Source organism: Burkholderia sp. Tr-20390, from assembly GCF_017104595.1.
Lineage (GTDB): Bacteria > Pseudomonadota > Gammaproteobacteria > Burkholderiales > Burkholderiaceae > Burkholderia.
On the sequence record NZ_JAAGPC010000001.1, the window covers coordinates 151892 to 176780 of the forward strand.

Sequence of the window (24889 nt, forward strand, 5' to 3'; positions counted from 1 at the left end):
ATGTCGGCGCCGACGTCCAGCACGCCGTCCGCGTCAACGCGCGCCCGGCACCCGGACGCCCCGTTGGCACCTGCTACCATCCTGAACACCACACGAGCTCACCATGAACGATTCGACCGCCGGCACGCCGAGCACCGCCCTGACCACCAGCAGCGCCCGCGACGATGCAACCGTCGACCGCGTCGCGCGCTTCCAGTCGCTGCAGTCCGGCCAGTACTGGCGTGCGGCGGTCGCCGTCATCGAGCAAGGCATCGAGCAAGGCACCGTGTTGCTGATTCAGTCGATCCGCTGGGTGGACGACAAACCGCACACGGTGATCCTGCGCCCGCATCCGTCAAAAATCGGCCGAGAGGTCAAGCTGGCGATCCCGCAGGACGACGGCAGCACGCGCACGCAGTGGTTCCGGTATGACGAGCATCGGTTTCTGATCGACGACTTCCTCAACCAGTTCGAATACGAGCCCGACCATCAGCCGATCCGCAACAACGAAGTGCGCGCTGTGCAGAGTCGCGTCAATGCGCTCCAAGCCGAGCTCATCGAGACACAGAGCAACCCGGCGCTGCTCGCCAGCGTCGTCGACGCTGGCCTGCGCGCGCACGCCGAGAAAGAGAGCCAATCGGCCACGACTCCGGCCGGCACCGAGCCGACGGGTATGCCCGACGTATCACTGCCCGCCCTCTCGACCGGTGCGGACAGCGGCATCGTCTCGCTCGCGACAGGCACCGTCGCGAATGCGATCGGTTCGGGCATCACCGCCGAGCGCATCGCCGAGATGAAGGCGGCCGCCTCGCGCGAGCACCAGATCGCCACCATCAAGGCCAACTGGATTCAGAGCAAAACCAAGGCGATCGCCGACACCATCACCGAACTCACGCCGTATTACGAGGAACAAGCGGCCGCCGCGCTGGCGCAGACCGAAGACGTGCGCACGTATGTAGCCAAGCTCCTGCAGGGGATCGAGTCGCTCGATCTGTACATCGGCAAGGGCGTCACGGTGGATACGATCCGCGAAGGCACGCCCGCCGCGCGCGACGTACCGCTCACATTCGTCCAGAAAAAGCTGGTGATGGACGAAGAGCTGGCGGTATGGACCGACATTGACGAGTGGTTCGATTTCCAGCACGAAGACAAATTCTTCGACGCGCTGCGCGTGCACGACGGCCTGATCGACCAAATCTTCCCGACCGAGCGCTGCGTACTCGTGATGGCGACCACGCGTCGCTTCATCGACTACGGCGACGCGCGGGACAACGTCGCGCGCAACGAAGAGAACGCCAAGGTCTTCTTGCTGGTGCGCGACGGCATGAACATCCATCGCGTCCTGTCGCCAGTCGAGAGCCACTTGGGCGCCAATCGGCTGTTCCCGACCCAGAGCGATCAGGACGCGGTGTTTCGCGGACTGGACGGCAGCCAGATCAAGTTCGAGGACGTTGCCTTCACAGACAAGCTTGCGAAGCACGAGCTGTTCGCGCTGCATTACAAGCGCTTCCTGCTGCTCGCGTGCGGGCTCGATCATCGCCTGAAGCTGTTCGGCCACTTCTACGAAGGCGCACCGTCGCTCGACTTTGTGTCGCTCGCATTTCAGGAACGGCACTGCCGCTTTCTGCATGACGACGACGCGAGCACCCAGTTGCCGGGCGGCGAGCGCCAAACCCTGAGCGACTGGATCGACGAGAAAAACGCGTATCTGCGATCGGGCTCGCGCGTGCTGTGCAACTGGCGTGAAGTGATGAATCCCGACACCGCACCGGGGGCGTGCAAATCCAATGGCAGCACCAGCGGCCGAGGCTTTGACGCGAGATACACGCCGCAAGACCGGCTGACTGTCGCGATCGCCTATCGCGACGGTAAATCGATCTGCGTGGACGTCGAAGTCTCCGGCTATTCGTACAGCAGCCATGGCGACCGCACGTTCAATTGCAAGGTCAACCTGTCCAAATTCCGCCCCGGCGCGTGGGATTACGTCGACCTGCCCTTTCTTTGCCTCGACGCGGTCGATCCGATGGATCTTCGCTGGTACATCCAGCATCGGGGCTCGCGTAGCAATCACCTCGCCTACATCCGGTTCTTCAAGCAAGCGCTCAAGCACATCGAGCGCGAGCGCGACGAGGAGCGCGACACCCGCAATCAGCTGATGCAGGCGCTGGTCGACGGCAACGTCGCCGACCCGGCCGACCACGACGCGATCATCGATCAGACCGTGCTCGCATGGCGCGCCGCGAACCGGGGCAAGCCGCTGCCGCGCTTCGACGGCGATCACGCGCCTGCGGCATGGACCGCGCTGCTCGACCAGATGTACATGTTGGCTGGCGAAGGCAAGCGCCGCGTCGCCGAGATCGAATCATTCGTGCTCGCGCTGGGCTACCGCCCGTTGCGACTGGTCCTGTCTGGCGCGGCGAAATGCATCGTCTACGCGGCCCCGCGCGCCGACGAATGCGACGACCGCCTCGAGCCGCATGCGTGGGTCCACCGGATCACCGTCGAGCGCGGCAAGACCAAGTACGTCGAGAAAAGCCGGCGCTGGGTGGCATTGCCCAAGCATGCCGCGTCCGAAACGACGTTGCACGAGTGGAGCGAGGCGAACGAGTGGGCGACACGCACCTCGGTTTTCGCATCATTCGAACACAAGGCGGAGCTGTTCGCCGCCACCGAGTCGTTCGGTGCCGAGCTGGCGCAATTCACGCGGCCGCTGACCGAGCTCGCGCACGAAGATCTGTTTGAACGCTGGAAGCGCCTGCGTGCCGCAATGCTGGACGGAGCGTCAAGCGTTCAAAACCCGGTGCTCGCGATCCCCTTCGGCATCGTCTACAACGAACGAGCCCGTGCCGTCCGGTTCCTCTGCATTGGGACAGCCCTGCCGCACGCGTTCCTGCACCGGCTCGCACCGAACGACGCCGCGCAGCAGGCGGTGCACAGCGCCTTCGTCCGCCCGTACGCACGCAAGGAAAGAGCCGCTCAGGAGATGCGGAAGGCGCTGCAGGTCGACGCACCGTGGGCGCTGTTTGACGCGTCGATCTCGGCGGTGAAACCGGATCACGCGCCGTTCGTCGACTACGCGCACGAGCTCGACGGTCAGGGCAATAGCCCGCTGCTCGCCGACTGGTTCGACAACTGGCGTACCCGCGTTGAAAAGAATGGATCGGTTTGGGTCGCACCCGGCGCGATCACGGCTGACGGGCGGCTCGCGCTCGACCCGCTGCTCGGCATCGCGCTGCCGGCCGACTATGAGCCGGTCCGGATGCTCGAGATCACACTGACGTCCCCGTCGGATCAGCACCCACCGCAGTACGGCCGCTGGATCGACATTTGCCGGGGCGAGGAAGCTGCGTGGGATCGCTGGCAGATGGGGGACTCGCCGGAGATGAAGCGGCTGCTGGCCAGCACCCCCAAGGCGCTCTACAGCGGCTACAGCAGAAGAACCCATACGGCGCACTCGCCACGCGACGCACGCGAGTTCATTGCTCGTCACGTTGCGGCGGAGTATGGCGCACGATTTCGCGCCGTGCCGGCGACGCAGATCGCCGAGGCACCACAGCCGCCTGAGGGCATCGAGCGCTTTTTCGTGCTCGACGATACTGCAGCGAACTGACGATACAGCTATGGCAAACAACCCCCAACCAGCACGCGGCGAGTACGACCTCGCCGAGTACTTCCGAATGAAACGGCCCTGCAAGAACTGCCCCTTCCTGAAAGAAGGCGGTATCGAGCTGGCCCCCGGTCGGATGGAAGACATCGTTAACCACCTGTACGCGTCGGACGAAAACAGCTTCCAATGCCACGAAACCGTGCACAGCGACAAGTTCGGCGGCAAATGGGACGACGAGACGGGCGACTATAACCCGTCGGGCAAAGAGGCGCACTGCGCAGGCGCAGCAGCGTTCCTGCAGAAGACCGGGATGTCGAGCAAGTGGATGCGAATCGGCTACGTCACCGGCGCACTGGATTTCGATCAGGTGCGCGCGACTATGCCGGCCGTCATCGATTCCGCCAACGAACACCATTCAAGCTCTGACCCGCATGACTGATTCTGTCGATCCCGCAGGCAACAGCCTGCCCCGAGCCATTGCGTTCGATGACATATTTTCGGGCAAGGTCACCGCGCCAGTATTCGCCGAGCCCGGCTACAACCGCGCACGCGGCGTCGCGTGCCTGATCGGCGCGACCGACGACGTATCGGCGATCTCTGCGTGGCTGGCAGAATTCGCCGATTCGAAGAACACCTTGCGTTCGTACCGGAAGGAAATCGAACGCTTCTACAACTGGCTGACTCTGTATCAGCGCAAGGATCTCAGCTCCGTGATCCGCGACGACATCGATCGATTTATCGAGTTCGTCAAGAACCCGCCCGCGCACTGGGTCGGCAAACGCGGCCGTCCGACGGGCAACGATTGCGCGTTTAGGCCCTTCTCCGGCCCACTGTCGGCAGCCTCCTGCAGACAGGCAATCGTGATCATCGGTTCGCTGTTCTCGTGGCTCGTCGACGCGCGCTATCTCGCCGGCAATCCGTTCAGTGTCCGGCGCCGAAAATCGAAGTCGACCGCACAAGAAAAACGCGAACAGACCGAGACCGGCCAAGCGGACGAAACGGAGCGCTTTCTACCCGTTCCGACCGCACGCCTGCTGCTCGAGGAGCTCGAACACCGGACCACTGTGGCGAAGGACCGCCGGTCCCAGCGACATGCCGAGCGCAATCTCTTTGTGGTTCGCTTTCTCGTCAATACCGGCCTGCGTCGGGAAGAACTCGCGAACGCGCGCATGTCGGACATCCAACGCAAGCACGACAATGCCAGCGGCGAAGACTACTGGACGATGCGTATCACGGGCAAAGGGGGAGTCACGCGAACGATCGCCCTGAACGAAACCGCGCGGAATGCGCTCCAGCGCTACCGGACCTTCTTCAAGGCAAGCACACATTACTTCAAGAACCCTTGCCCGGTCTTGTTGGCACTGTGGGGGGAGCGAGCCGACGCACAACCACTCGGCGATCAGGTCGTATACAAGGACGTACATGACGCCGTCAAACAGGCAGCGGCAGCGCTCGCACCAGACCATCCGGAGGAGGCGGCACAGATCGAAGAAGCCAGCCCCCACTGGTTCCGCCACACGTTCGGCTCAATGCTGGACGAGCTGGGCGTGTCGATCAAAACGATTCAGGTTCAGCTCGGACACGCTTCCATCGAAACGACTTCGATCTACATCAATAAGGGCGGGCACGAGCAGTATCAGGCGATTTCGCGGATGTCGCTCTGATTCGCTAGCGCACCTCGAACTTGGCAGCCACCGCGTCGGTGCGCGGCTGGTACGTGTCAATGATCGAGCCCGGATCCTTCCGATAAGCTTCGATCCACAGATGCACCATCGCGTCGCATTTGCCGGCGACAATTTCCTTCAAGAGACCACCCGTATAGCTGACGCCCGCGTGCACGCGGGCGCTCAACTCCTCGTCCGGATTCAGGATCGCGATGACCTGCCCGTCCTCGTGCGTGCCGTGTGCGGCGCCGATCAACAGCACCGGTTTCGGCGAGCCGTCGACATTCAGCGTGAATAGCCCCTTGAACGTGCCCCCGTGATCGGCGTGCCGAAGCGCGCCGATCACGATATCGATGGCGGCCGCGCCAAGTCGCGTCAAAACATCCTGTCGATTCACCGTTGCCATGATCACGTCTCCTGTTAACCGGCGTAGCGCTCCCAGCGCTTGATCGCCCGTCCCGCCTCTTCGATCGGTACTCCGGTACGACCTGTCAAAGCATCTGCGTAATGGATGTGGGCGGCCATGTAGTCATCGAAGTCGGCTGTCGGGACGCCATGCGTCAAGGCGCGCGACCACCACGAATACGCAACGGCCAGCGTCCCATCCTCGGCCGTGTAGCAATCCTTGAGCCGATCCAGTCCACCATCGTTGTGGGCAATCGCATATCCGAAGCCCTTTAACATCTCGCGTATCACAAGCGGCATCGCGCCCTTCGCAAGCGCCTTGTGCTCATCGTGATGCGCGCGAACATCATCCGCGTTATCCGTCACGAACGTCTTGCGGCAGATGCGGCATGTCGCCGACGTCGAATCCGGCGAGCTCCGGATCAGCATTTCCGCGTTTTTCAGCGCCATCTTCGATTACCCCCTCATTCTGGACGTCTCGGCCCCACACCGATCACATTCCATGTACACGATGTCAACGTCATTGCCCTGTACCGTCTGGGTATCGACCCAGACATGTCCGAATATTCGACAAATCAGCTTTGCGATTGCGCTCATTGTGTCATTTTCCCGATATTTCACCGGCAGTGGATTCTTTAGCGCTCGAGACGATGGCGCCGATGGCCAACAGGACCGTCGCGATTGCGGAGAGCAGCGGCACCACGAGCACCTCCCGAAGGACGAACGACAGGGTAACGGCCACCCCCAGTGCGAATATCGAAAGCGCGAGCGCAAAGAGATGAAACAGCCCGACCGAAATTTTCTTTCTCATTCCATGCCCCAAGGACGTGACATCGGGGCCTCAAACAAGCCCGTTATAGGTTTCGTGGCTGATGAATAGCGTTGGGCGGAGCGTGCACGCGTCAACCAACAAGCGATAGCTGTAACCGATCGGCACCGAATAATCCCCCCCGCGCCGAACCAGAATCTGGGCGCCCAACGACAGCGGGTGCGCCCCCTCTTCCAATCGCTTGAGAACGTTCAGGGCGCGCCGCAGGACGGCCGGCAAGTGGGCCGCCGCGCTCAAGTCGACGCACGCCCCAGCGACCGACGCCTTCAGGCGTGCCCGTTCCGCCGCAGCGCCGGCAGTATCACGCCGTGAGCTGGCCCTTCGACTCCGAACGACTTCGGAACCCTGTTGCACAGCGCCTCCCCCCAGATCGATCAAATCATGCCTGCCGTTGCTTCACGGTCATGCCGCAGCGCACCGGCCCTACGGCCCGAAGGACCGATGCGCCAACGCACCTGTAAGGCCCCGCATGCCCCTCGCGTTAACGGAATTCTTGCCAGTGACTTGAGGGTAGTCGTGCGTGCTAGCTGCTCAGCTGAGCCTCACGTCCACTCTTGTTCACAAGCCGTACTTTTCCTTGATCGCCTCGAGGCGGCGAATCCGGGCGCGATGCCCTTCAAGCGCATCCTCAGACACGTCCTCGATCTTAACCTTGCCATGGGCGATCGCGTCGTCCCATTGGGTGATCGCGACCTGCACTTTGAGCATCTCGCGGAGCTCTTGCTGCGCAGTTGCAAATACGGACATTTTCTTTATCCAGTTTGCCGGCTACCGGCCGACGTTCGGAGCCAATATCACCCTTAGGCGATCGTCCCGGCTCGCTACTTCGAAAACGAAATCAGCTCTTTCGGCACCGTGATGCCGTGGTGTTCTTCGATTGCCGCTCGAAATGCGTCCCACGCGTCCTCGCCACCCGGTTCATGCGTGCAGAACAGGCACTGATCCGCGCCCGCGAGCATTTCGGCAACCGTGCGGTGGACGTCGATACCGAAGCGTTTGCTGAAACGACCGACGCAGGATCCGTCGCTTCCGTTCACCCACACCGTGTCGCCAGCTGCCGATACCTCAACCTCATGGCCGCCTGCGACATCGTCGTCAATCTCTTGCGGGATCGTCATTCGATCGTTCCTTCGACATCTCGATTTCACTTTGAATGCACACACCAAGGAACTCGCGCCCTTCGGCATCACGATAGACATCTCGCCGACCCCGCCGCGCACCACCCACAAAGACTCTTTCCCCCACGCCAACGCCCGCAAGCGCAACGCGGACGATCGCGGGCAACAGCTTTGCATGTATCCCCGTCAAATCCCTCTCCAATCGTCAACTCTGAAACTCGAAGCAGCTGATACCGTCGTCGTCGATGACGTGAGCGGTGATGTGCTGACAAACCGACACCGGCTTGACCGGGCTCGTCGGCCCCTCAATATGTGCCAGTATGTTTTCGTATTGGCATGCCGGGCATACGGCCTTCGCGGCAAGATACGGGCCGATCATATCGATGGCCGTTGATTCGGGAACGAGGTGAACTGTCATTTGCGTGATCCTAGAGATTCGAAGCGTTGGCCGTCAAAACTGCGGTTGCCAGCCAATCAGCGCCCGGCTGCAGGAGCGTAGCCCCGTGCCCGGTGCGCACCAGAAACCCCTTTTTGGCGAGCCCCGAAACCGCGCGCCCATCCATGTGAGTGAACGGCACATTCGAGCCGACAGGTAGCGCACCGAGCGTCTTGCGCAACGAGCTCATAAACGTCTGCTCTCCGGGCGATAATTTCACCTCGGCATGGGCAACCACCTTCCTTGATGAATCGTCATCCAGCAAGCGCTGTGTCTGCCCCGCCCGATAACACGCCCAAGCCAACGTACCGTTGTTGACGAGATACGGCGGCGTTAAGTCGTAGCCCTTCCAGAATGCCGAGCTTAATGCGTTTCCCAAGCATCGACGGCCATCAGGATGAACGACGTCAGGATGCCGATCGCCGTACGCTCGGAGCATCTTGTCGAACAGCTTCGCCAGTGCGCTATCTGCCTTGAACGGATTACGCCTTGAAGGCTTTGGCGTCTTCGGTGCCACATTCATACCAGCATCCTTGTACGAAACAGATATCAGAAATAGCCGCGTCGCATGGCGGATCTGGTGGCCCGACGCAAACGAACGGCACGACCGGGCGAGCGGTTGTACTTACTTGCGCGGCTTTCTCGCCCTCCAGCCGTGGCCGCAGACGACTTCACTGCGTCTGCACTTGCACGCCCTACCGCCACCTCATCGATCAGGACACGCAGCGCTTGGGTCGCCAGTTCCATTCGTTCCCGATCGACAGCGGTCGCTCGGGCACACTCGGCCTCCGCAGCGTCATGCAAGCGAGCACGGGCACACTGCAGCCAAACTACCCTCTCCGCGTCGTTGATGCACGCGTGATAGTCGATGCTGCTTCGGCGGACCGCTTCGCAAATGTCTCGAAATTCAACGACCTTCATCTGCACCCTCGATTTCGAATGGCCGACCCACTTCGACCACCGAGCCACTCTACCATTCTTTTTCGTGGCGCGCCACGTTAATTAAATCTGGAATTCGTTACTCGCGGTTGATGGATGTCCCGGTGCCGCGAGAATAGCGGACGAAGTAGTGGACCGCTCCGACTAAAGAAGGTTGGGGGAATGCCGTTATCTCGCACGGAATCAGCGTGCTATTTTTGGTGCACTTGTACACCAACACCGAACACCGTCGACATAGAAAGCGTACCTAGCCACCCCCTGAGAGTACTAGGCGACGAGAGTGCTCCCCCCTCACGGTCTTCACCCACACGTTAAAAGTGCTTGAGCAGGCCGAAACCGGGGTTGACGTGGTGCACATGTGCACCTATGATGAGCCATCTTCTACACGGAGATGCGTGTACATACGCATGGCCACTAACGCGAACGTAAACGGCTAGGAAGAAGTCATGAGAATCGAGACACCCGAGAGCCAGTCCACTGCAGAGGCTGCGGACGATAAGGCGATAGTTGATCTAGCCTTGAAAAAGGACTGTCCCGCTGATTGGCTGGCCAAGGCTTGTCGTGTGGGTCACGTTGCTGCGAGTCGCCGGGAGCGTTTGAGGGGCATGCTTTCTCAGCGGTTGGCCGAATCCGCATCGAACTGATCGGAAAACTACTATGCCGGATCTCACTCTTGCTGACGCGCTCCGCCTCGCGATCAACGTCCTGCGTGACTCGGCCGAGTCACGCAGGATGCCGTCGGGTGTCGATCTGGACAACGCGGCGGCCGAGATGCACGCGAGCGCGGCTGATGTGCTGGGTGATTCGCTAGAGCAACTGCGCGGGCACGAATAGGAAAACAAAGAGAACTTGAAATGAGCACTGGGGCAAAACTGGCGCTGCTGACTCTAACGTGCATTTGCGCCGCAGCCGGCATGACACTCTTGTTGTTGCATTGATCGGAAAATTGGACAAGGGGTGGAACGTGAACAAGCAAAGTGTGTGGACTGAAGCTCGCGTATTTACGGCGACGGCGATTTTGTGTGTGATGATTGCCATAGCGTGCGCAGTCACCAAGGAATGGTTCGGCATCGTCGGTTCGTTGCTTGGCGCGAGCAACGCGCTGGCCGCGCGCTCGTTTCTCGTGCGGTTGAAGCCGTCCGCGAAGTTCGAGTAATTGACCATGGAAAATAACAACATGAAGAAAATCGCGTTGCTGCTCGCACTGGCAAGCATGATCGGGGTGAGTCAGGCCGACGAAACATGCGTAGTCAAAACGGTCAGGTTGCCCGTCGTCGAGGTGAACGATCTGCATCAGGAAATGGACATGCCTCAGACGTCCTCGACGTGCGAGAACGGCAAGTGCGAGTCGAACGTCGTCAAGATCGATCACTTTAAGACTGAACCGAGATTTGAGATTGTGCTTTCGTACAAGGGTGACACCCTCTCCTACGAGGCAAGTGAAGCGCCCGCCGGCAACACGGTTTTGGCGCAGGTTCAGGAGTGCGGCAAGAAGCACAAGCCGCACGCTGTGAAACCGGCGGCCTGACGCAACGGAAATGCCGTATCTCGTTGCGCTGATCGTTTTGTGCGCTCTCGGCGGTATTGCACAGCGCATCATTTGCAGCCGTGCCGACAAGCGCGCACGGTGAGCTCACATCTCAGAAATATCCGCCACGCGCGGCACTGGGAAACGACATCATGAGTGAGAGAATTGACGAGAAGCAGGTTCTTGACCGGCAGGTTCAAGAGTGGACAAAGGAATTGAAACGGCTGGCGAATCAGATCGCCGCCGCGAAGGGTGTCCCGAGTGCCATCGTGATGATCACTCCACGCGACGATGACTACGCTGACGTCGCGCCCGAGTTGATCGCCGAGGATGCACTGCGGGTCCATCGAGACGGTTGGCCCGAGGGGTTCGAAGTTGAAATCCTTAACCAGCTGGACTAGGATAATTCACCGCCACGCGCGGCAACAGAAAACATGACTCAAGTGTCTTATCCAAGAATGGGACCCGTTACCTCGCGGGTCAAGCAGGGAGTGTGCGCATGCTGCGAGTCGCTCGCAACCACGCGTATTTTTGTCCAGCACGACCACATGCGTGGCAACGATGACGCACTGAAGCTCTGCCATGAGCACTACTTGGTTGCCCGGAATACGAGCGGCTTATTTTCAGTGCTCGATGCGTCAAAGGCCAAGAAAGAGCGCAACGCGGCGGAGTTGGCCCAACGCATCGCTTTGAAAGTGGAGTGCCCCGCGTGCGGGAAGCGAGTTACGCCGGCGGGGCTGAAGATGCATGCGCAGGCCAGCCACGCCGACGCCGAAGTCGACGTTGCAGGTGTACTTCGAGCTTTCGAGGAGCGGGCAGCCTTGACGCTGGCGGATGAGCCTGCTGAGAACGTGCCCGCAGTAATCGTCGACGCGAACCCTGAGCCATAATTCTTGGCTGAAGTCACTCGGGAACAATGCATTCCACGCAGCGAGCCGTGCGTGGCACATCGAATAGGTCGAGCTACGTCATGAAAAGCGATGATAGAAATGGTTGGGTGGTACGGACGCCTGAAGGTCAGTATCTTTTTCCCTATGAAGGTGATGTTAGCTTTACGCCGAACAAGTCGGAGGCTGGCCTTTTCAATTCGTACAGCGAGGCGCACGAGGCTGCTGTCGATCACTGCAGCGCCGGCTTCAAGATCGTACCTGCCCGGCACGTCGCCTGAGAACGGAACACAGGAGATGAAGAAACTCATCTTGCTGCTCTCTATGGTGAGCACTGCGATGGTAACGGCAGCCGCCGAACCAGTTTCGGTGAAGGACAGAGTCGCTCTATCACCCGTGGCAGCGACTGCTTGGCGACAGATCGCGGCCGCGCTTTCGACGTCACCCTGTGGAATGACCCTCCAGACACATACGAACACCGACGGGACAACCTCGATCGACTATTCCGCGCCGAACGAGACGCTTCACTTCTGTCAGTACGTTCGTGAAAACGTGTCGCCTGCGTGCGTCGCGAATCGCTCGTGCGAGAGCTACGAGACGTGGTCAAAATCGAATGCTGTTCTCGATCCCCGCCTCCCCCATTCCCTGTTTGTGTCGCTGCTGCTCGAACGGCGTCGCACACGTACGCGGCCTTCGGTCTCGATGTCAAATTGACCACGGAAAATATGAGGAATTATTCTTTTCGCGCCGAATGTTCAGCAGATGTGGAGCGATTGCAGCACGCGCGTGCTCAACGCGGTCTGCTCACAGCTTGGGCCGTGAACGCCGATATGACTGGCCTCCCCGATGTCGGGGTTGACCTTCAGTCGACCGCGTCGCTCGATGAGCTGCGTCAAGCCATGCGTGACGTGGATGATGGCCACGTAATGCTCCAAACAATGCGCGAATGCCGTTTGACGGACAACAGCCTCGAACGTGACCTCGACCTCGGGTGAGAGTCAGGAATCGTGCGATGGATCGTCGGCAACTAGACAAGGGAAAATTTGAACAATGGCAGCTCTCGTACTGAATATTCTTTCGGCCCTCGCGGCCCTGTGTGCCGGGGTCTTGTGGTTCGTATCAACACGAGTATCTGTTCCGCACGTGGAGCCTGAGCCGATCAATGGATTTATTTCCGGTTCGATCTCCGTCGACTATGGTGACGGACGGGCCATCGATCCGTTCGCGACTGGCGACTTGCAGGCGAGGTGGAACCGCTGGGCTGCACTTGCTGCTAGTGCAGCTGCGATCTTTCAATCAGCAGCAATTTTCGCCGGCATTCAGGCGTAGCAACGGAAATCACAATGGCTCACCCTTCATCTTCCACTGTCGGATGGGCTGAGGAACTGTTCAGGCGCATCGGCAACGCAGAGCATGTCGTACGCACCGGCTACTACACAAACGGCCACGTCGGGCGTCGCGGAATGTGCCATGAGAACGTCGCGCAATGGTTGCAAGAGCATCCTTGCGATCGACCAGTGCGCGGGTGGCTGGTCGACCAAAGCCAGTTGCAGTACGGCTTCATTGATTTTCACGCGCACTCTGTCGTAGATGTGGCGGGCGGTGGACTGCAGGACGTTACGCTCGGTGTGTGCGACCCGGACTACGAATTCCTGCGCGACGAGCGGTCCGATGAGGAATTCCTGACTCACGCAAGGGCGAAGCCAACGTTACGTCACGTTGTCGATCAGGTTCGCTATGATGCATTTCAACTAGCCTTGGAGAACCCCTATTTCTCCGGTGGCCTCGACTCAGAAGAATAGCGATCCAGAAACTTCTCCGCCACGTGCGGCACTGAGTATTGAATCGACCTGACACGACGGAAAATAACGGAGTAAAGCGATGAAATTGCTTTTGCGAAATATCGGCTTTGTGTGCCATGTGGTTGCAGTCGGGATTCTTCTCCAAATCGCCTATACTGTATTTTTCGTTCCGACCGCTCGTGATTACGCTCTGTCGGTCGGTGGATGGGTCGTTGTCCCGGCTGCGATCGGGTTCGTCTTGCTGGTTGCCACGAAGAACCGTGGTGAACGGCAACGAGGTTAGCCGAGCGACGACGCTAAGATCGTGGAGTCGTGGATCAAAAAAAGGATTCAGCGACGAATCCGCACAATCACATGCACGCGGAAGTCATCGTGGGCGTAGGACAAGGAAAGCATGAAAAAAGACCAAGTTGCGGCATTTGCCCTCGGTGGCGGAATCGTTGGTGGGTGCATGGCGGCAGGCGTTGCGGGAATTACCGCTGTCACGCTCGCCTTTCTGCTAGTAGCGATCGTGGGTGGTGGCGCCCTCTACTACTTCAACCTCAAACCGGCTAAAGACGCGTAACAACGTCCATCGGAAAATATATGAACAACGCTTCAATCTTGATCATGCCTGTTGTGCTCCATTGATAGGGGAAGGTCATGATTCCGTCTTTCAGCCTCGACTCAGCTAAGGCGATCTATCGGAAAGCGATTGATCCTCGCGCGGGCAATAACGAGTCCTCCGAATGGTGGGATGAGGTGGCCGACGAGATGCGCGATGTTGTTGCTGCACGCACGATCGCAGAGGCGGCTCAGGTAATTGAATGGTGGCACCTCGACTGGACGAGCGTATCGGATACCGCTCGGGACGCCGCCAAGCGCATCCGCTTAGCCGCTCGTGATATTTATACGGCATCCCACGAACACGACGGGAAAATATCTGGCGTGCTAGCAGGTTGCGCCAATCGGTAGCCGATAACCGCCATTTATGGACAATTCAAAATGAGCGACGCTCAAGACATGCACCCGAATTTCCCGTCATCTTTCGTGCAGGATGGAGCGCTGGAACACTACAGCTCGTTGGCTGTTGACGCGCTCGACCCAATCGCGCCGCAGTTGTTCCAGTTGCGCAAGGTGGGCATAACGATCCACGTCCCGGAGGCAGTACGTAAAGCAATGCTTGAAAAGAGCGGTCAAAGTGCTGCGCGCCTCCTTGCGCTCATCGATGGTCGTTTGAATGATCATTGACAGCATAAATTTCGCGCTTGCAGCGCTAGCGATTACGATTGCAACCGCGAGCAGCGCTTGGCCCCCGCATGGCCAGCAACCGAAACAAGAGGACAAGATGAAAAAGCATTTTTTCATGGCGTGCAGTGTGACGAGCTTGGCAATTGGTTCCGCCTCGGCAGTAAATGCACTGGAAGGAAGCTCCCCGGTTCATTGGGAGTCTGTGACGACTATTTTGCTGAGCATCGTTGGTATCACCGGAGCGGTCCTTCGCGGCCACATTGAAAAACAACACGCATAGGCATCGGAAACCGGAGTACGACATGCATATCGAACGGCTCGCGTCGGGCGCCGCTGACGACGCTACGCTGCTTCACTGAAAGCATCGGAAGATCAGGATCATGGACGCGACTTGGCGTGAGTTTGACGAAGGCGAAGAGTGGTTTGCCGGAAGGGCGCTCTGGGTATGGGCGCCCTCATGGCAAGAACCACGGCTGATCACTGCAGATCGCGGAGACGACTTCGAGTGGTTCTACGCGAGCGGCCCGAAGCTTGAAGACGCTAGCTGGGAGTTCCCCACACACTGTTGCAATCCGGCGCCGCCGACACCACCGGCAGTCTGAAAGCATGGCGGCAGATTGAAAGTGCGGGAGATTGGCATGCGTCAGATTGCTGACGTAGAATTCGCACTGCTCAATGCGGCGAAGCAGATGCGCAACACGGGGACCAAATTGGCGGCAAACTGATCACACACAGCTTCTGACAGGACGCCGCTTCATCCAGCACGGCGCGATGAACGGCTCCCCATTAGGGCCCAACCGATGATCGCCGCTTCGATGGCTTCTCGCTCCGATTTATAGCTCGGCGCGATTTCGTTGAGCGCACTCGAAGCTTCAGGGCCAAGGCGCACTCGATTCAAAGTTCTACCGCCCGCCGCGCGCAACTCCTTCTCACGTTTCTCTGCACGCTCGGATCCCGTCATCGCCACACCGGTTGCCGGACGTCCGCGCTTCTGCGGCTTCTCGGCGCCACCTGTCGTCCCGGTGCTCGCCTTCTGTACGCCCGCAGGTTTCACATTGCTCATTGCTTCTTGCCCGTGTGCAAAGGGCCGCAGCTGCGGCCCGATCTCGAGAAATCATCGCAGCATCAGCTGCGCCACACCGTTCGCCCACTTCGAAGCGAAATCGCTATGCCCCATCGCCAAGCGCTCTTCACGCTCGACATCGGCCATCGTCGGCTCACGAATCCCGAGGATCCTTGCCTGACTTACGGCCGCATGAAACACGGCCGCGCGCTCGGCAACCGCCCACGCATCGACGCGCCGCGTCCTGCGCTGTCCAGCCTCGTGCACGATCGCATCGTAGATGCTGCGTCCGGGCTCACGGATCGGTCTGAATGCGTCCATCGGCATCTCCACTGAAGTAACACTCAATCCCGAAAGCCGAACTCGGCACGCAAGCGGTCATACAATACGCGCGCTTCGTGCGGCGCCAGCGAAAGCACTGCGCCGTCCTGACGTCCGTTGTACGTCACGCGAAAGACCTTTTCTCCGTCGAACAGGTTCATCCCATCGAGCGGCACCTCTACGCGAACATCAAAATTCTTGCGGCGATACGCGCGCATCTCGTCTTCAGTACTGGTTGGCATCGTTCGATTTCTCCACCATGTGAGAATTTTGCTGAGCAGGTATTTCGGGCCGGAAGAATGTCCGAATGTCCGCGACGACATCGCGGGCAATCAGCTCGAGATATGCCGCTTGCACCGGGCCGCCCACGAGCATCGGCACTGGACTTACGGCCGGGTGGCGCTGCTGCGACAACTGAATGGTCTCCGGCTGGCATAACAGCGCGTCAACGTCGAGGGATACCTGATTCCGGCACGCGAATGGCCGCGCGTCGTAGACCGTACAGCTGCCATCACCGTCAAGAAAGGTGCAAGGGGTGTCACGCCCGAAACTACCTACGGCGGCGATGCTGGCGCGCTGGATCACTCGCTCCATCTGATGCCCATACCGGTCATGGATGTGTTCAGCTTCCAGCTGCGAGATCGCGACCTGCTGGTAGCAGCAGCCCGAGCACCCCTGCTTGCACGGCGTGAATGGCGCCGCCACCGCACGCAAGTCGCTGACGAAGGTCAGCAGCTCACGCAGACGCTTCTTTCGCGAGCCCCCCATCGTACGGATCGCCGCCATACGACGCTTGAACTCGCCTTCGCGAGCCGCAAATGCCACCTCTACCTGCGCGCTCGCCTTACTGGCGTTCGCCTGCCATTCGCTCTTTCGCGCTTCCAGCCTCACGACGAACTCGCGCAGCACCTCTGCTGAATCGGCCTCATTCATTGATCGATTTGCCCGTTGCCCGAGATAGCGAAATCGCGGACGGATTCCGCGATCCACCTCTCATTACTCGAGTCGGCCCACGGCCTCGCCTCAAGATCGGCTTGACTCTAGCATCATTTATTGTGGCGCGCCACGATTATTTGGCAACCGGGGAAGCCGGATCGAAAAAGCCCGCCGCTGCGTTGCAGCGGCGGGCCGAATACCCGGGCGTCAAACTTTCCAACCGCAGTCATCAATCCATCGACGGACTGTCGAGGTCGTGCATGTGGGTTTCAGCGGCTGCTGTCTTGCTGTTGTCCATGACGGGGCGTGCCGCGCAGTCTCGCAGCGCGGCGACGACTGCGGCGTTCTGGGGAACCGAAATATCGTACGCAGCCGCGACACGGTCGGCGAATTGAGAAATCGTGATGCGCTCGTTGCGAGCTATCAGGAAGCCATACGCAGTGAGCGCGTGGTCGATCGTTGCCCTTTCTTCTACCGACGTCACACTGAATCTCCCGACGAGATTGCCGATGGCGTCACGTGCAATTGAAGGTGCGCCGATCGGCTCAATGGCGGGCTCCTGACCGATCAGGTTACTCGACTCGAACGGCGCGGCCCCTTCCTGAACCGGAACGCCTAACGCTTCAGCAAGGTCCCGAAAGTGAGCAGGAGCCGGTCGAGCCTCGGATGGATCGTCTTCGTAAATGTCGCGATCGAAGACATGCACTTCCACCCCTTCGTCAGTGCTGTACTCCACCATCCCGTCTGAATGCGAGACGAGGACACGAACGCTACGTTGCGAGCTCAATTCGCTGTTCGACGCAAGGTTGATGCGCTCACAAAGGGCGTCGATCCCGTCAGCATCCAACGAAACGTCGTCGCCGCCATCGGTCGCGATATCGTCGATATCGTCCGTACGATTCGCGGGCTCGCCCATCCCGCTGCGTTGATAGAACCGCAGCGCAGCCAAAATTGTGTTTCGCTCCCGAGTCGAACCGAAAGCGAGCTGATCACCGCCATTACCAACGGACGTGGCGACACGCATTGCGCCCACTCCCGGGCCTGCTCGTCTCGCTCGCTCGCACCCCGGAGTCAGGTCCAACACACGGTTCAGCACATCAACGGTCGCCTCGAGTTCTGCACGCGCCTCGTCTTCCACGCGGGGAAACTGTGCGAGAGACAGATCCCCTCTCGAAAGCGCTGATGAGACCTCGTCGATCCGCTTCTGAAGGATTCTCCCCGCCTCGAGAATTGATTGCTCCACCGATTCCGTCGACGCCGACCCGGGAGCGCGACCTTTTGCAATTGGTAGCGACGACTGTTCCGGCAACAGCTCGAGCGCCCACACGAGGCTCGTCTCTTCGGTCTGAAGACGAATCGCCTGCAGCACTCGCGGCTCCGAGGCAATCCTGCTCGGACGATATTCCGATTTCAGTTTCTCCTGCACACCGAGCAGCATGCCCTCGAGAGTCCGCCGGGTCAGGTTAAGCGCCGGCAGCAGATCGGGCACCAACTGCGCCCGCTCCTCTTGACGGGAGCACTGCCTCCCGTGGGAAACGACCCGCTGCGTCACCGCGAGTAGCGCGTCTGTCAACACGGGCACGTCGAGCGCGTCGTCTTCTGTGCGCTGGCTGAATGCAATCGCGTCTGCTGCCTCGACCAAGTAGACGCGCTCCACTTCCGTCCCATCGGAGCTGACGCGCTCTTCCTGCGGGCGCAACACGCCGCGCAGCAATTGAGCGTACGGATGGCGCTGCGCCAGCGCATTGAGCTGAATATCGTCCTGCATCGCCAGAACAACCTGAATCCCAGAATCGTTTACGTTGATCACTTTGGTTTGCTCATTGTTTGGTTCACTTGGCGCCCATCGACACAGGCGCGGCCTCGGCTTAGATCCTCGGATGCGTATCTGATGCCGGAGCACACCCGTTGCTTCCGAGTTCGAGTCCTGCTAAGCGCGCCGTACTGCGCACCCCGTGGCTGGCGTCGGTGAGCAGCGCGGCTCTTGCATCGCCGCTACACTTGTCGAACAACGCATCCGCCACCATGAAACGAGCGCCGCGATCGAGACTCGCCAGATCGCCGGCATCGATCCGCTCTCGCTTTGCGAGTAGAGCGTATTCAGCATCGCGCGTGAGATACAGCTGCTCGACAACACGTGCCGGCATGCTTCCGCGCGCGGGATACATCGCCGCTAAGTCGCCCGAGCTCGGGCTCGGCATAGCCCCCGCGCGCTGCTCGCGCGTCGCCTCTTCGATTGCAGCGTGCAAGGCGTCAAATGCGACCTGCCGAGTGCCAAATCCATCCAGCGTGGGGATCCCGTCACGATGCGCGATCGCGAACCACAGCCCGCTACCGATTTCGCTGTCGACGATCCCGCCGGTGTCGGGATCTCGATTCGTCGCCAATCCGCCGGGAGTAGCTTCGGTCCACCCCTCAGGCAAAGCCTGTTCGCCAAAAACTTCGCCCGCGATCGGCACGACGATTCGCTCAGCCCTATCGACAGCTGCTGACTCGCCCGCCCCGTTGACTTGCGTGGGCGCCGACCCACCGCGCACGTGCTCATGCGATCGGCGGTGCGCCATGACCTCGATGAGCTCCGCGCGCAGCTCGCTGTCGGTAGTGTGCTTGTCGAAGTCGACTTGATTGTCAGCCGCGACGTCTTCCAGTTGGTCACGCTGCATCGCACCGATTTCGAATGCAACCTCCGAGTGGATGCGGTCAAGTCGGACCAGCTCTTCGCGAACCTGATCGAGCGTAGTCCGCTCCCAATCGTCTCCGGCATGCCAATCGAGGTGACCCGAGTCGATCAGCCGCACCCATTCCCGCAAGGAGTGCACCGCCTTCGAATAGGTGTCAGCCGAGCGCGCATCGACGATCCATGGAACGAGGGCGAACCCGTGCTTTTTGCCCTGATCCGACCACCACTCCGGATGCTGATTGACGAACTCAACCACCGTGGCGAGGAGACGTCCGCTCGCAGAGCGGCTCAGCTCCGCCTGACGGACATATTCGACGATGGCGCTGGCAATCTCCTCGTCCGCCATGGAGATCGGAAAGAGCTTTTCGGCACCGCTGTGATTGCCAATGCTGAAGAGCCCGATAAAGGACCCTGCGTTGTTACCCGTCTTGGCCACGTAGTAGCCACGATCGTCTGCAGGACCACCCATCCTGCGGTTACGCCACCCGCGTTCGCGCAATCGCGCTTCAACCTGCGCTTCGCGCACGAGGACGTCCGCAGAAAAGACACCGCCGCCACTGAGAAGTTGATCGAGCTTTTGCCGCGCGACATCCGCAGCTTGACGGACCAATGTTTCACGATCATCCCCAGACAGCGAACTGTGGACGATCAGCGATCGAACCGTATCAGTGCGCCCTAACGTCGGGTCCTCGCCGAGCGCAGCGAGTGCCATCGCGACTTCATCGCGCGTGAGCAAGGTGCTTTCGGTAGATGTCATATCAGCGATCGAAAATTATCTTTAGGACTTCATTGGTTAAGCGGCATTGCGTAGTGCCCGGACGTCGCCCTGCATGATTCGCGTACATGCGACGGCGAAGTGCGACGCATCCGACTCCATCCCGACAAAATGCCTCCGCAGGTTCCGACAAGCCTCTCCTGTGGTTCCACTTCCCATGCAGTTGTCGAGAACCGTGTCTCCTTCATTCGTGAAGGTGGAAACCAACCATTCGATAAGTGCCAGAGGTTTCTGCGTCGGATGTAGCGCAACACGCTGTGTATCACTCGGGAAAGTCAACACGCTGCGCGGATATCTTTCCGTGGAGTCATAAGACAGCTCAATGAAGTTCTGCACACCGTATACGGGCGTGTCATCACGACGCTTGACCCCCGTCTTCCGAGGATGTCCCGTCGTCTTTTGAGGGTTGAAGGTTGGCAACTTGTTGTAGAACACGAGAATGTTCTCGTGCGCCTTCATTGGCATCTTCTTGCAGTTCAGGTGCCCCGTGGCGCGCGTTTTCTGCCAGATCAGCTCGTACCGCAACCATTCGAGATTGCTGACCCCAAGCACCTTGTCGAATGGAGTTTGGGCGAACAGCACGATGGCTGCGCTCTCTGTCGTTACACGACGGTACTGCTCCCACAGACGACGCAGATCAAGCGTCGTATCCCATCGACAGTTGGTTGTTCCGTACGGCAAGTCGCAACACACCATGTCGATGGAATTGTCAGGAATCTTCTCCAGCAGCTCGAGACAATCGCCCTGCATCAGAACTGGGCTATCGCTTCCCATCATCGCTCAAACTCCTCATCGTTCCATACCTATGCAGCACTAATCATGCAGATCTGTGAGGCCATGTCTCGAACGTTATCCGGGTCTCTGAGCGACGTACGGAGTGAAAGCGCGAGCGACATTTTCGTTAGCGTTGGTCACGCGGGTCGCTGGGTTGCAATCCATACCGCCGCGCAGGCATCCCGGCCGCGTACTTCGTGCTCACCGTCGGGAGAATCGGCGGGACCTCCCGTCGAGAGAGCATGCCTTGATAGCGCCCGACCCACCGAAGATGGTAAATTACTGCTAAAATTTCGACAAATTTATTGTTGTTTAAGCGAAGTCTATTTTAAACAGCATGTTTCTATATTTTATTTTGTTTCTAAATGTGCGTGGCTGCGGGACTTGTCGTCGTCAGTTGAATAGGTTCCGCAGATCCCACACCGAGTGCAAGCCGTGACTCCGACGCTTGATTCATGCAATATCCGTCGACTTCAGTGCGATCGTTGGACGAAGCGAGCGCAACATACCGAGGCAAGACATGAAGCCGCAAGATTTCCCTACCCTGCTTTCAACCTTGAAGACGCCGCGTGCGATCGCCCGTCTGGAGGAGAGCCTGCGACATCTCTCCGTTGGCCTTGAAGTCGGCCAGATCCCCAATACACACTGGACCGAAGCCAAGCAGAACATCAACGGCATCCTCGGTGATGCGTTTTCCGAGCACGTCCGGTCGACGGTGTTCGGACAGATCAAGTCCATTGAAGATCTTCCGGAGCCCGTGCAGGATCTCTATTGGGCCACCGCGCCCCAGCTCCACACGATCGGCAGTTGGACGAAGCGGATGGCGAAATTCAAGTTCGACCACCCGCTGGCCACCTGCATCCGCCAGTTCCTGCAGGAGGTGAAGCCGCTGGGCGACGCCGCCGAGCAACTCAAGTCGGCGGTGGTCAAGCGCGCACCAAAACCGGCGGAAGAGCAGAAGCCGCGTTACACACCTCCCCGAGCGTCCACGGGTGCAATCGTCAAAGTGCGCGAAGCACTCGAAGCGATTACCAAGAATTCGTACGACAAGCTGCGCGAGGGCTTCTTTAGCCGATACAAAGCGTACGTCGATCAGTACATGGCGTCTGAAGGTGCCAGCGACTCACCCACCCGTCCGTACGATTTCTTTGTCCGGAGGAAAGAGCCCAATTCAGAGGCGTTTCATATCGCCTCCAAGTGCCTTGAAGCGATGCCATATGGCTCAAAGAGCGGACAGCCGCGATTGCTGCCCAATCATGAAGCGATCCTTCACGATATCGCCGAGCGCGAGGCGACGGACATTCGCGACAAGTTCGTGTACAAAAATCTCTCTAAACTCGCGTCGATCGTCGACGCGAAAGACAACCTCGCCTCGGTCGACGTGCTTGGCTACGAAATCCAGCTGACGTCCCTGCGAGGCAGTTTACGTCTGGCATTCGAAGACGGATCGTGCTTCGACGTTCAGAATTCCGTCGTGTGGTCACGCAGCGTCCATGACAAGGTATTTCTGCGGTTCCCGCTGACGTTCCATCAGGTCGTCATGCCGGATGGCAGCAAGATGAAGCTGCCGTCAGAAGAGAAAATGAACACCGAGTTCGCTGGACGCTACTACGGTTTCGTGCGAGCGCCGGAGAGCGAGAAGCTGCTGCTGGAATCCCTCGGTCTTCGACTTGCCCCGTTCGATCACGCCCGTGGTGCCTTCATGGCCGCAGCGACGCACGCGGCTTTGACGCGACTGGCGGAGCTGCATCACGATTTCGAGGCGGATTTAAAGCTGCGGGCCTTTAAGCCGATCGACGAGATGACCGTGCCCGAGCTCGATGCAGAGCTGCGCTGGCACGACTGGACTGCCGCGATCGGCGCGACGACTCCGGAGGCATCAGCAGAGCGCGCAGCGGTGCAAGCTGCGCTTGACGAGCTCAAGCGCAAACAGGCTATTGATCAGGCGTTCGCCGGCAATGCGAAGGACAACAGTGAGCCGAGGCCCGGCGAATGAAGGTTAGCCGTTTGGGGCCTGTCGCGGTTCTGCTTGCCGCATCAACTGCGGCTAGCGCGGCGCCGACGACGTGCGCCCAGCACTTCGTTGGAGGTAGCGCGCCTGACGTCTATGTTCCCGCGCTCCAGACACGTGCACACAACACCTGTCACGAAGCCTATGCTTCGCAAGCATCCGGACTGACGAAGACCGGAATCTGGTCCGCCGAGCACCTAACGCGGAACGCTGTATACGCGGCGCGCAATGTGCCGCGCTTTGACGATTTTCGGGCTGACTCGAGCATTCCGGACGGCGATCGCGCCGAGCTCAGCGACTACTCGGGCCGGGGCTACGATCGAGGGCACCTCACCCCGGCCGGGGACGCCGCGACAGCGCAGGCAAAGGATGAGACGTTCCTGCTCTCGAACATGGTGCCGCAGTCACACGAGAACAACGGGAACTTGTGGGAATGGATCGAGCACGCGACGCGCATCCTCACACAACGTGATGGCGACGTGTACGTGGTCACCGGGCCCGCCTTCATCGGGCCCACGTTGAAGCGTATCGGCGCGGGCGTCTACGTTCCAACGCACATGTGGAAGGCCGTCTTCAGCCCAGCTCGTGGGGCGGCCGTGTACGTGACGCTGAATGCTCCGGGAAACGGCTACTCGATGCTATCGGTCGACGAATTCATCAACTTCGCCGGCATCGACCCGTTCCCCGCAATTCCGGCATCGACAAAGCACGTGGTCGGGTCGCTATTGCATCCACGGCACGATCGCGTCGACATCATTCCCGTCGCACTGACCGATCTCGCGGCGGCGGACGCCACCGCCGCCGAAACATCCCCGAAACACAACGGCGGACGACAGTACTCGAGCCTCCGTTCCGTGACGCGAACGATTTCGCGATTCTGGCGGTAGCCCGGCGCGGTTTTTTCAGGCCGCTGCCGTCGCCGGATTCAAGGCATACCGCCCGGTACTTACGCACGAGAACCAACGGTGCGTACGCACTACCTTCCGGACTTGCTCGCGCCAGTACTGCGTCTTAGTCGGGCGCTTACCTTCGATCTCGGCGTAGATCTGCGCTAGATCCGCCTCGCCTCCCAGCTGCGCGAGAGCGCGCTCGACCACACGCGCCCATACAGGCCCATTCCCGGCCGACAGTGCCTCTCGATACGGTGCACGGAGCCTCTGGACGTCCGCGACCTCACCATACAGCGCAAAGCCTATCAGCGTGCGTCTGCGATCCTTCGAAAATTGCGCAAAGACAAGCGGCAGACGCAGGCCGTCGTAGATATTGCGCGGCAGAAACTGCTGCTCGAGCGACCACCGATCCGCATACGCGGCGACACGCGCGGCCGTTTGGAAAGCATAGGCAGGAAGAATGAATCCAACGCGGCCGCCCTCCGGCAGCATCTGGTGAGCCCGGTCGAGGAATCCATCGATCACACTGAGCTTGAAAGGCGGATTGCCGAGGATAAGTGTCGGGCGACAGTTCAGTGGCTCGGTTCGAAAATCGCCGACGACGACCGTTCGCCCAGTTTCTCGTCGCGCGACATCTGCAATTGCGGGATCCAGCTCGACACCCACCGCAGGAACGTGCGAAGGGATTGCCCCGAGGAACGCCCCCGGCCCGCAAGCGGGCTCGATAATGCAATCGTGGCTGTCCAGATCTGGGAAAAAGCGATCGACAATCGCCTCTGCCACCCAGACTCGTGTCGGATACTGGCCGAGCTCGCGCACCTTATCTCGAGCATCCATGTCCTGCACAGGGTGGCGTGCGTTCAATTTGCGCGCTCGCATCGCTTTAGCCACTGCGATCTCGCCCAAATTCCACTATGACAAATCATCGACACAACCGCGATCAAAAATGCCCCGATCGCTATCGACGCCCAACTTGACCACACGACTCGCATGCCGAACCAGTCGAGCGCGTGTT

The 24889-nt window shown here is 59.8% G+C and carries 35 protein-coding genes; 19 read left to right on the forward strand and 16 right to left on the reverse strand.

Translation table 11 applies throughout. The features are described from left to right. Positions 1-103 precede the first annotated feature (103 nt). Genes G3N98_RS00845 through G3N98_RS00855 form a run of 3 tightly spaced genes read left to right on the forward strand, consistent with a single transcriptional unit; the run spans position 104 to position 5250 of the window. Positions 104-3589 (forward strand): hypothetical protein, encoded by a 3486-nt coding sequence (locus G3N98_RS00845; protein ID WP_206146839.1) that lies wholly within the window; start codon positions 104-106, stop codon positions 3587-3589. A gap of 10 nt (positions 3590-3599) precedes the next feature. Then, complete coding sequence (locus G3N98_RS00850) at positions 3600-4025, forward strand: hypothetical protein (RefSeq protein WP_206146840.1); 426 nt, start codon at positions 3600-3602, stop codon at positions 4023-4025. Continuing rightward, the gene (locus G3N98_RS00855; RefSeq protein WP_206146841.1) at positions 4018-5250 is read left to right on the forward strand and encodes a tyrosine-type recombinase/integrase; all 1233 of its coding nucleotides are present in this window, start codon (positions 4018-4020) and stop codon (positions 5248-5250) included. The genes G3N98_RS00850 and G3N98_RS00855 overlap by 8 nt, the downstream gene beginning before the upstream one ends. Positions 5251-5254: 4 nt before the next feature. On the opposite strand, the gene G3N98_RS00860 is transcribed toward G3N98_RS00855, so the two are convergent. The 7 genes from G3N98_RS00860 to G3N98_RS00890 form a co-directional block, all read right to left on the reverse strand. After that, the gene (locus G3N98_RS00860; RefSeq protein ID WP_206146842.1) at positions 5255-5656 is read right to left on the reverse strand and encodes a hypothetical protein; all 402 of its coding nucleotides are present in this window, start codon (positions 5654-5656) and stop codon (positions 5255-5257) included. A gap of 14 nt (positions 5657-5670) precedes the next feature. Further along, positions 5671-6105: a hypothetical protein gene (locus G3N98_RS00865; protein WP_206146843.1), complete on the reverse strand. Its 435-nt coding sequence runs from the start codon at positions 6103-6105 to the stop codon at positions 5671-5673. 151 nt (positions 6106-6256) lie between these two features. Then, positions 6257-6466: a hypothetical protein gene (locus G3N98_RS00870; protein WP_206146844.1), complete on the reverse strand. Its 210-nt coding sequence runs from the start codon at positions 6464-6466 to the stop codon at positions 6257-6259. Between the two features lie 576 nt (positions 6467-7042). Next, positions 7043-7231: a hypothetical protein gene (locus tag G3N98_RS00875; RefSeq protein WP_241025652.1), complete on the reverse strand. Its 189-nt coding sequence runs from the start codon at positions 7229-7231 to the stop codon at positions 7043-7045. Between the two features lie 74 nt (positions 7232-7305). Further along, positions 7306-7602, reverse strand: a complete 297-nt coding sequence (locus G3N98_RS00880) for a hypothetical protein (protein ID WP_241025653.1) — start codon at positions 7600-7602, stop codon at positions 7306-7308. A gap of 205 nt (positions 7603-7807) precedes the next feature. Beyond that, positions 7808-8020, reverse strand: a complete 213-nt coding sequence (locus tag G3N98_RS00885) for a hypothetical protein (protein ID WP_206146846.1) — start codon at positions 8018-8020, stop codon at positions 7808-7810. Positions 8021-8030: 10 nt separating this feature from the next. Continuing rightward, a complete protein-coding gene (locus G3N98_RS00890) occupies positions 8031-8561 on the reverse strand; it encodes a hypothetical protein (RefSeq protein ID WP_206146847.1) in 531 nt (176 codons plus the stop codon). A 1073-nt stretch (positions 8562-9634) separates the two neighbouring features. On the opposite strand from G3N98_RS00890, the gene G3N98_RS00895 reads away from it, so the two are divergent. The 7 genes from G3N98_RS00895 to G3N98_RS00925 all read left to right on the forward strand — a co-directional run bounded on the left by G3N98_RS00895 (position 9635) and on the right by G3N98_RS00925 (position 12106). Continuing rightward, positions 9635-9811: a hypothetical protein gene (locus G3N98_RS00895; RefSeq protein ID WP_206146848.1), complete on the forward strand. Its 177-nt coding sequence runs from the start codon at positions 9635-9637 to the stop codon at positions 9809-9811. A 130-nt stretch (positions 9812-9941) separates the two neighbouring features. Next, positions 9942-10133, forward strand: a complete 192-nt coding sequence (locus G3N98_RS00900; protein WP_206146849.1) for a hypothetical protein — start codon at positions 9942-9944, stop codon at positions 10131-10133. 6 nt (positions 10134-10139) lie between these two features. Continuing rightward, positions 10140-10505, forward strand: a complete 366-nt coding sequence (locus G3N98_RS00905; protein WP_206146850.1) for a hypothetical protein — start codon at positions 10140-10142, stop codon at positions 10503-10505. A 152-nt stretch (positions 10506-10657) separates the two neighbouring features. Beyond that, the gene (locus G3N98_RS00910; RefSeq protein WP_206146851.1) at positions 10658-10906 is read left to right on the forward strand and encodes a hypothetical protein; all 249 of its coding nucleotides are present in this window, start codon (positions 10658-10660) and stop codon (positions 10904-10906) included. Positions 10907-11053: 147 nt separating this feature from the next. Continuing rightward, positions 11054-11395 (forward strand): hypothetical protein, encoded by a 342-nt coding sequence (locus G3N98_RS00915; RefSeq protein WP_206146852.1) that lies wholly within the window; start codon positions 11054-11056, stop codon positions 11393-11395. 80 nt (positions 11396-11475) lie between these two features. Next, positions 11476-11673: a hypothetical protein gene (locus G3N98_RS00920; RefSeq protein ID WP_206146853.1), complete on the forward strand. Its 198-nt coding sequence runs from the start codon at positions 11476-11478 to the stop codon at positions 11671-11673. Between the two features lie 16 nt (positions 11674-11689). Next, positions 11690-12106: a hypothetical protein gene (locus G3N98_RS00925; RefSeq protein WP_206146854.1), complete on the forward strand. Its 417-nt coding sequence runs from the start codon at positions 11690-11692 to the stop codon at positions 12104-12106. 41 nt (positions 12107-12147) lie between these two features. Here the strand turns inward: G3N98_RS00925 and G3N98_RS00930 are convergent, their stop codons facing one another. Further along, positions 12148-12315, reverse strand: a complete 168-nt coding sequence (locus G3N98_RS00930) for a hypothetical protein (RefSeq protein ID WP_206146855.1) — start codon at positions 12313-12315, stop codon at positions 12148-12150. A 127-nt stretch (positions 12316-12442) separates the two neighbouring features. Here G3N98_RS00930 and G3N98_RS00935 point away from each other — a divergent pair, with 127 nt between their 5' ends. From G3N98_RS00935 to G3N98_RS00965, 7 genes are all read left to right on the forward strand, one after another. Next, positions 12443-12721, forward strand: a complete 279-nt coding sequence (locus G3N98_RS00935) for a hypothetical protein (RefSeq protein WP_206146856.1) — start codon at positions 12443-12445, stop codon at positions 12719-12721. A gap of 14 nt (positions 12722-12735) precedes the next feature. Beyond that, positions 12736-13194, forward strand: coding sequence for a hypothetical protein (locus G3N98_RS00940; RefSeq protein ID WP_206146857.1), 459 nt, complete (start codon positions 12736-12738; stop codon positions 13192-13194). A gap of 79 nt (positions 13195-13273) precedes the next feature. Next, entirely contained in the window at positions 13274-13477 is a 204-nt protein-coding gene (locus tag G3N98_RS00945) for a hypothetical protein (protein WP_206146858.1), read from the forward strand. 111 nt (positions 13478-13588) lie between these two features. Beyond that, positions 13589-13759 (forward strand): hypothetical protein, encoded by a 171-nt coding sequence (locus G3N98_RS00950; RefSeq protein WP_206146859.1) that lies wholly within the window; start codon positions 13589-13591, stop codon positions 13757-13759. 77 nt (positions 13760-13836) lie between these two features. Then, on the forward strand, positions 13837-14148 hold the full coding sequence (locus G3N98_RS00955) for a hypothetical protein (RefSeq protein ID WP_206146860.1): 312 nt from the start codon (positions 13837-13839) through the stop codon (positions 14146-14148). A gap of 30 nt (positions 14149-14178) precedes the next feature. Beyond that, entirely contained in the window at positions 14179-14424 is a 246-nt protein-coding gene (locus G3N98_RS00960; protein WP_206146861.1) for a hypothetical protein, read from the forward strand. Further along, positions 14414-14704: a hypothetical protein gene (locus G3N98_RS00965; protein ID WP_206146862.1), complete on the forward strand. Its 291-nt coding sequence runs from the start codon at positions 14414-14416 to the stop codon at positions 14702-14704. The genes G3N98_RS00960 and G3N98_RS00965 overlap by 11 nt, the downstream gene beginning before the upstream one ends. Before the next feature lie 474 nt (positions 14705-15178). Here the strand turns inward: G3N98_RS00965 and G3N98_RS00970 are convergent, their stop codons facing one another. The 7 genes from G3N98_RS00970 to G3N98_RS01000 all read right to left on the reverse strand — a co-directional run bounded on the left by G3N98_RS00970 (position 15179) and on the right by G3N98_RS01000 (position 20976). Next, the gene (locus G3N98_RS00970) at positions 15179-15487 is read right to left on the reverse strand and encodes a hypothetical protein (RefSeq protein WP_206146863.1); all 309 of its coding nucleotides are present in this window, start codon (positions 15485-15487) and stop codon (positions 15179-15181) included. 51 nt (positions 15488-15538) lie between these two features. Then, entirely contained in the window at positions 15539-15808 is a 270-nt protein-coding gene (locus G3N98_RS00975) for a hypothetical protein (protein WP_206146864.1), read from the reverse strand. Positions 15809-15831: 23 nt separating this feature from the next. Then, entirely contained in the window at positions 15832-16050 is a 219-nt protein-coding gene (locus tag G3N98_RS00980) for a hypothetical protein (RefSeq protein ID WP_206146865.1), read from the reverse strand. Beyond that, positions 16034-16741 carry a YkgJ family cysteine cluster protein gene (locus tag G3N98_RS00985; RefSeq protein ID WP_206146866.1) on the reverse strand — a complete coding sequence of 236 codons (708 nt, stop codon included), beginning with the start codon at positions 16739-16741 and terminating at the stop codon, positions 16034-16036. The genes G3N98_RS00980 and G3N98_RS00985 overlap by 17 nt, the downstream gene beginning before the upstream one ends. 232 nt (positions 16742-16973) lie before the next feature. Then, entirely contained in the window at positions 16974-18554 is a 1581-nt protein-coding gene (locus tag G3N98_RS00990) for a hypothetical protein (RefSeq protein WP_206146867.1), read from the reverse strand. A gap of 58 nt (positions 18555-18612) precedes the next feature. After that, positions 18613-20181 (reverse strand): hypothetical protein, encoded by a 1569-nt coding sequence (locus G3N98_RS00995; RefSeq protein WP_206146868.1) that lies wholly within the window; start codon positions 20179-20181, stop codon positions 18613-18615. A 36-nt stretch (positions 20182-20217) separates the two neighbouring features. Continuing rightward, positions 20218-20976 carry a site-specific DNA-methyltransferase gene (locus tag G3N98_RS01000; RefSeq protein ID WP_206146869.1) on the reverse strand — a complete coding sequence of 253 codons (759 nt, stop codon included), beginning with the start codon at positions 20974-20976 and terminating at the stop codon, positions 20218-20220. A 517-nt stretch (positions 20977-21493) separates the two neighbouring features. Between G3N98_RS01000 and G3N98_RS01005 the strand changes: the two genes are divergently transcribed. Then, a complete protein-coding gene (locus tag G3N98_RS01005; protein WP_206146870.1) occupies positions 21494-22969 on the forward strand; it encodes a hypothetical protein in 1476 nt (491 codons plus the stop codon). Beyond that, complete coding sequence (locus tag G3N98_RS01010) at positions 22966-23871, forward strand: DNA/RNA non-specific endonuclease (RefSeq protein WP_206146871.1); 906 nt, start codon at positions 22966-22968, stop codon at positions 23869-23871. Before G3N98_RS01005 ends, G3N98_RS01010 begins: the two co-directional genes overlap by 4 nt. A gap of 15 nt (positions 23872-23886) precedes the next feature. Here the strand turns inward: G3N98_RS01010 and G3N98_RS01015 are convergent, their stop codons facing one another. Beyond that, on the reverse strand, positions 23887-24765 hold the full coding sequence (locus tag G3N98_RS01015) for a class I SAM-dependent methyltransferase (protein ID WP_346779049.1): 879 nt from the start codon (positions 24763-24765) through the stop codon (positions 23887-23889). Between the last annotated feature and the right edge of the window lie 124 nt (positions 24766-24889).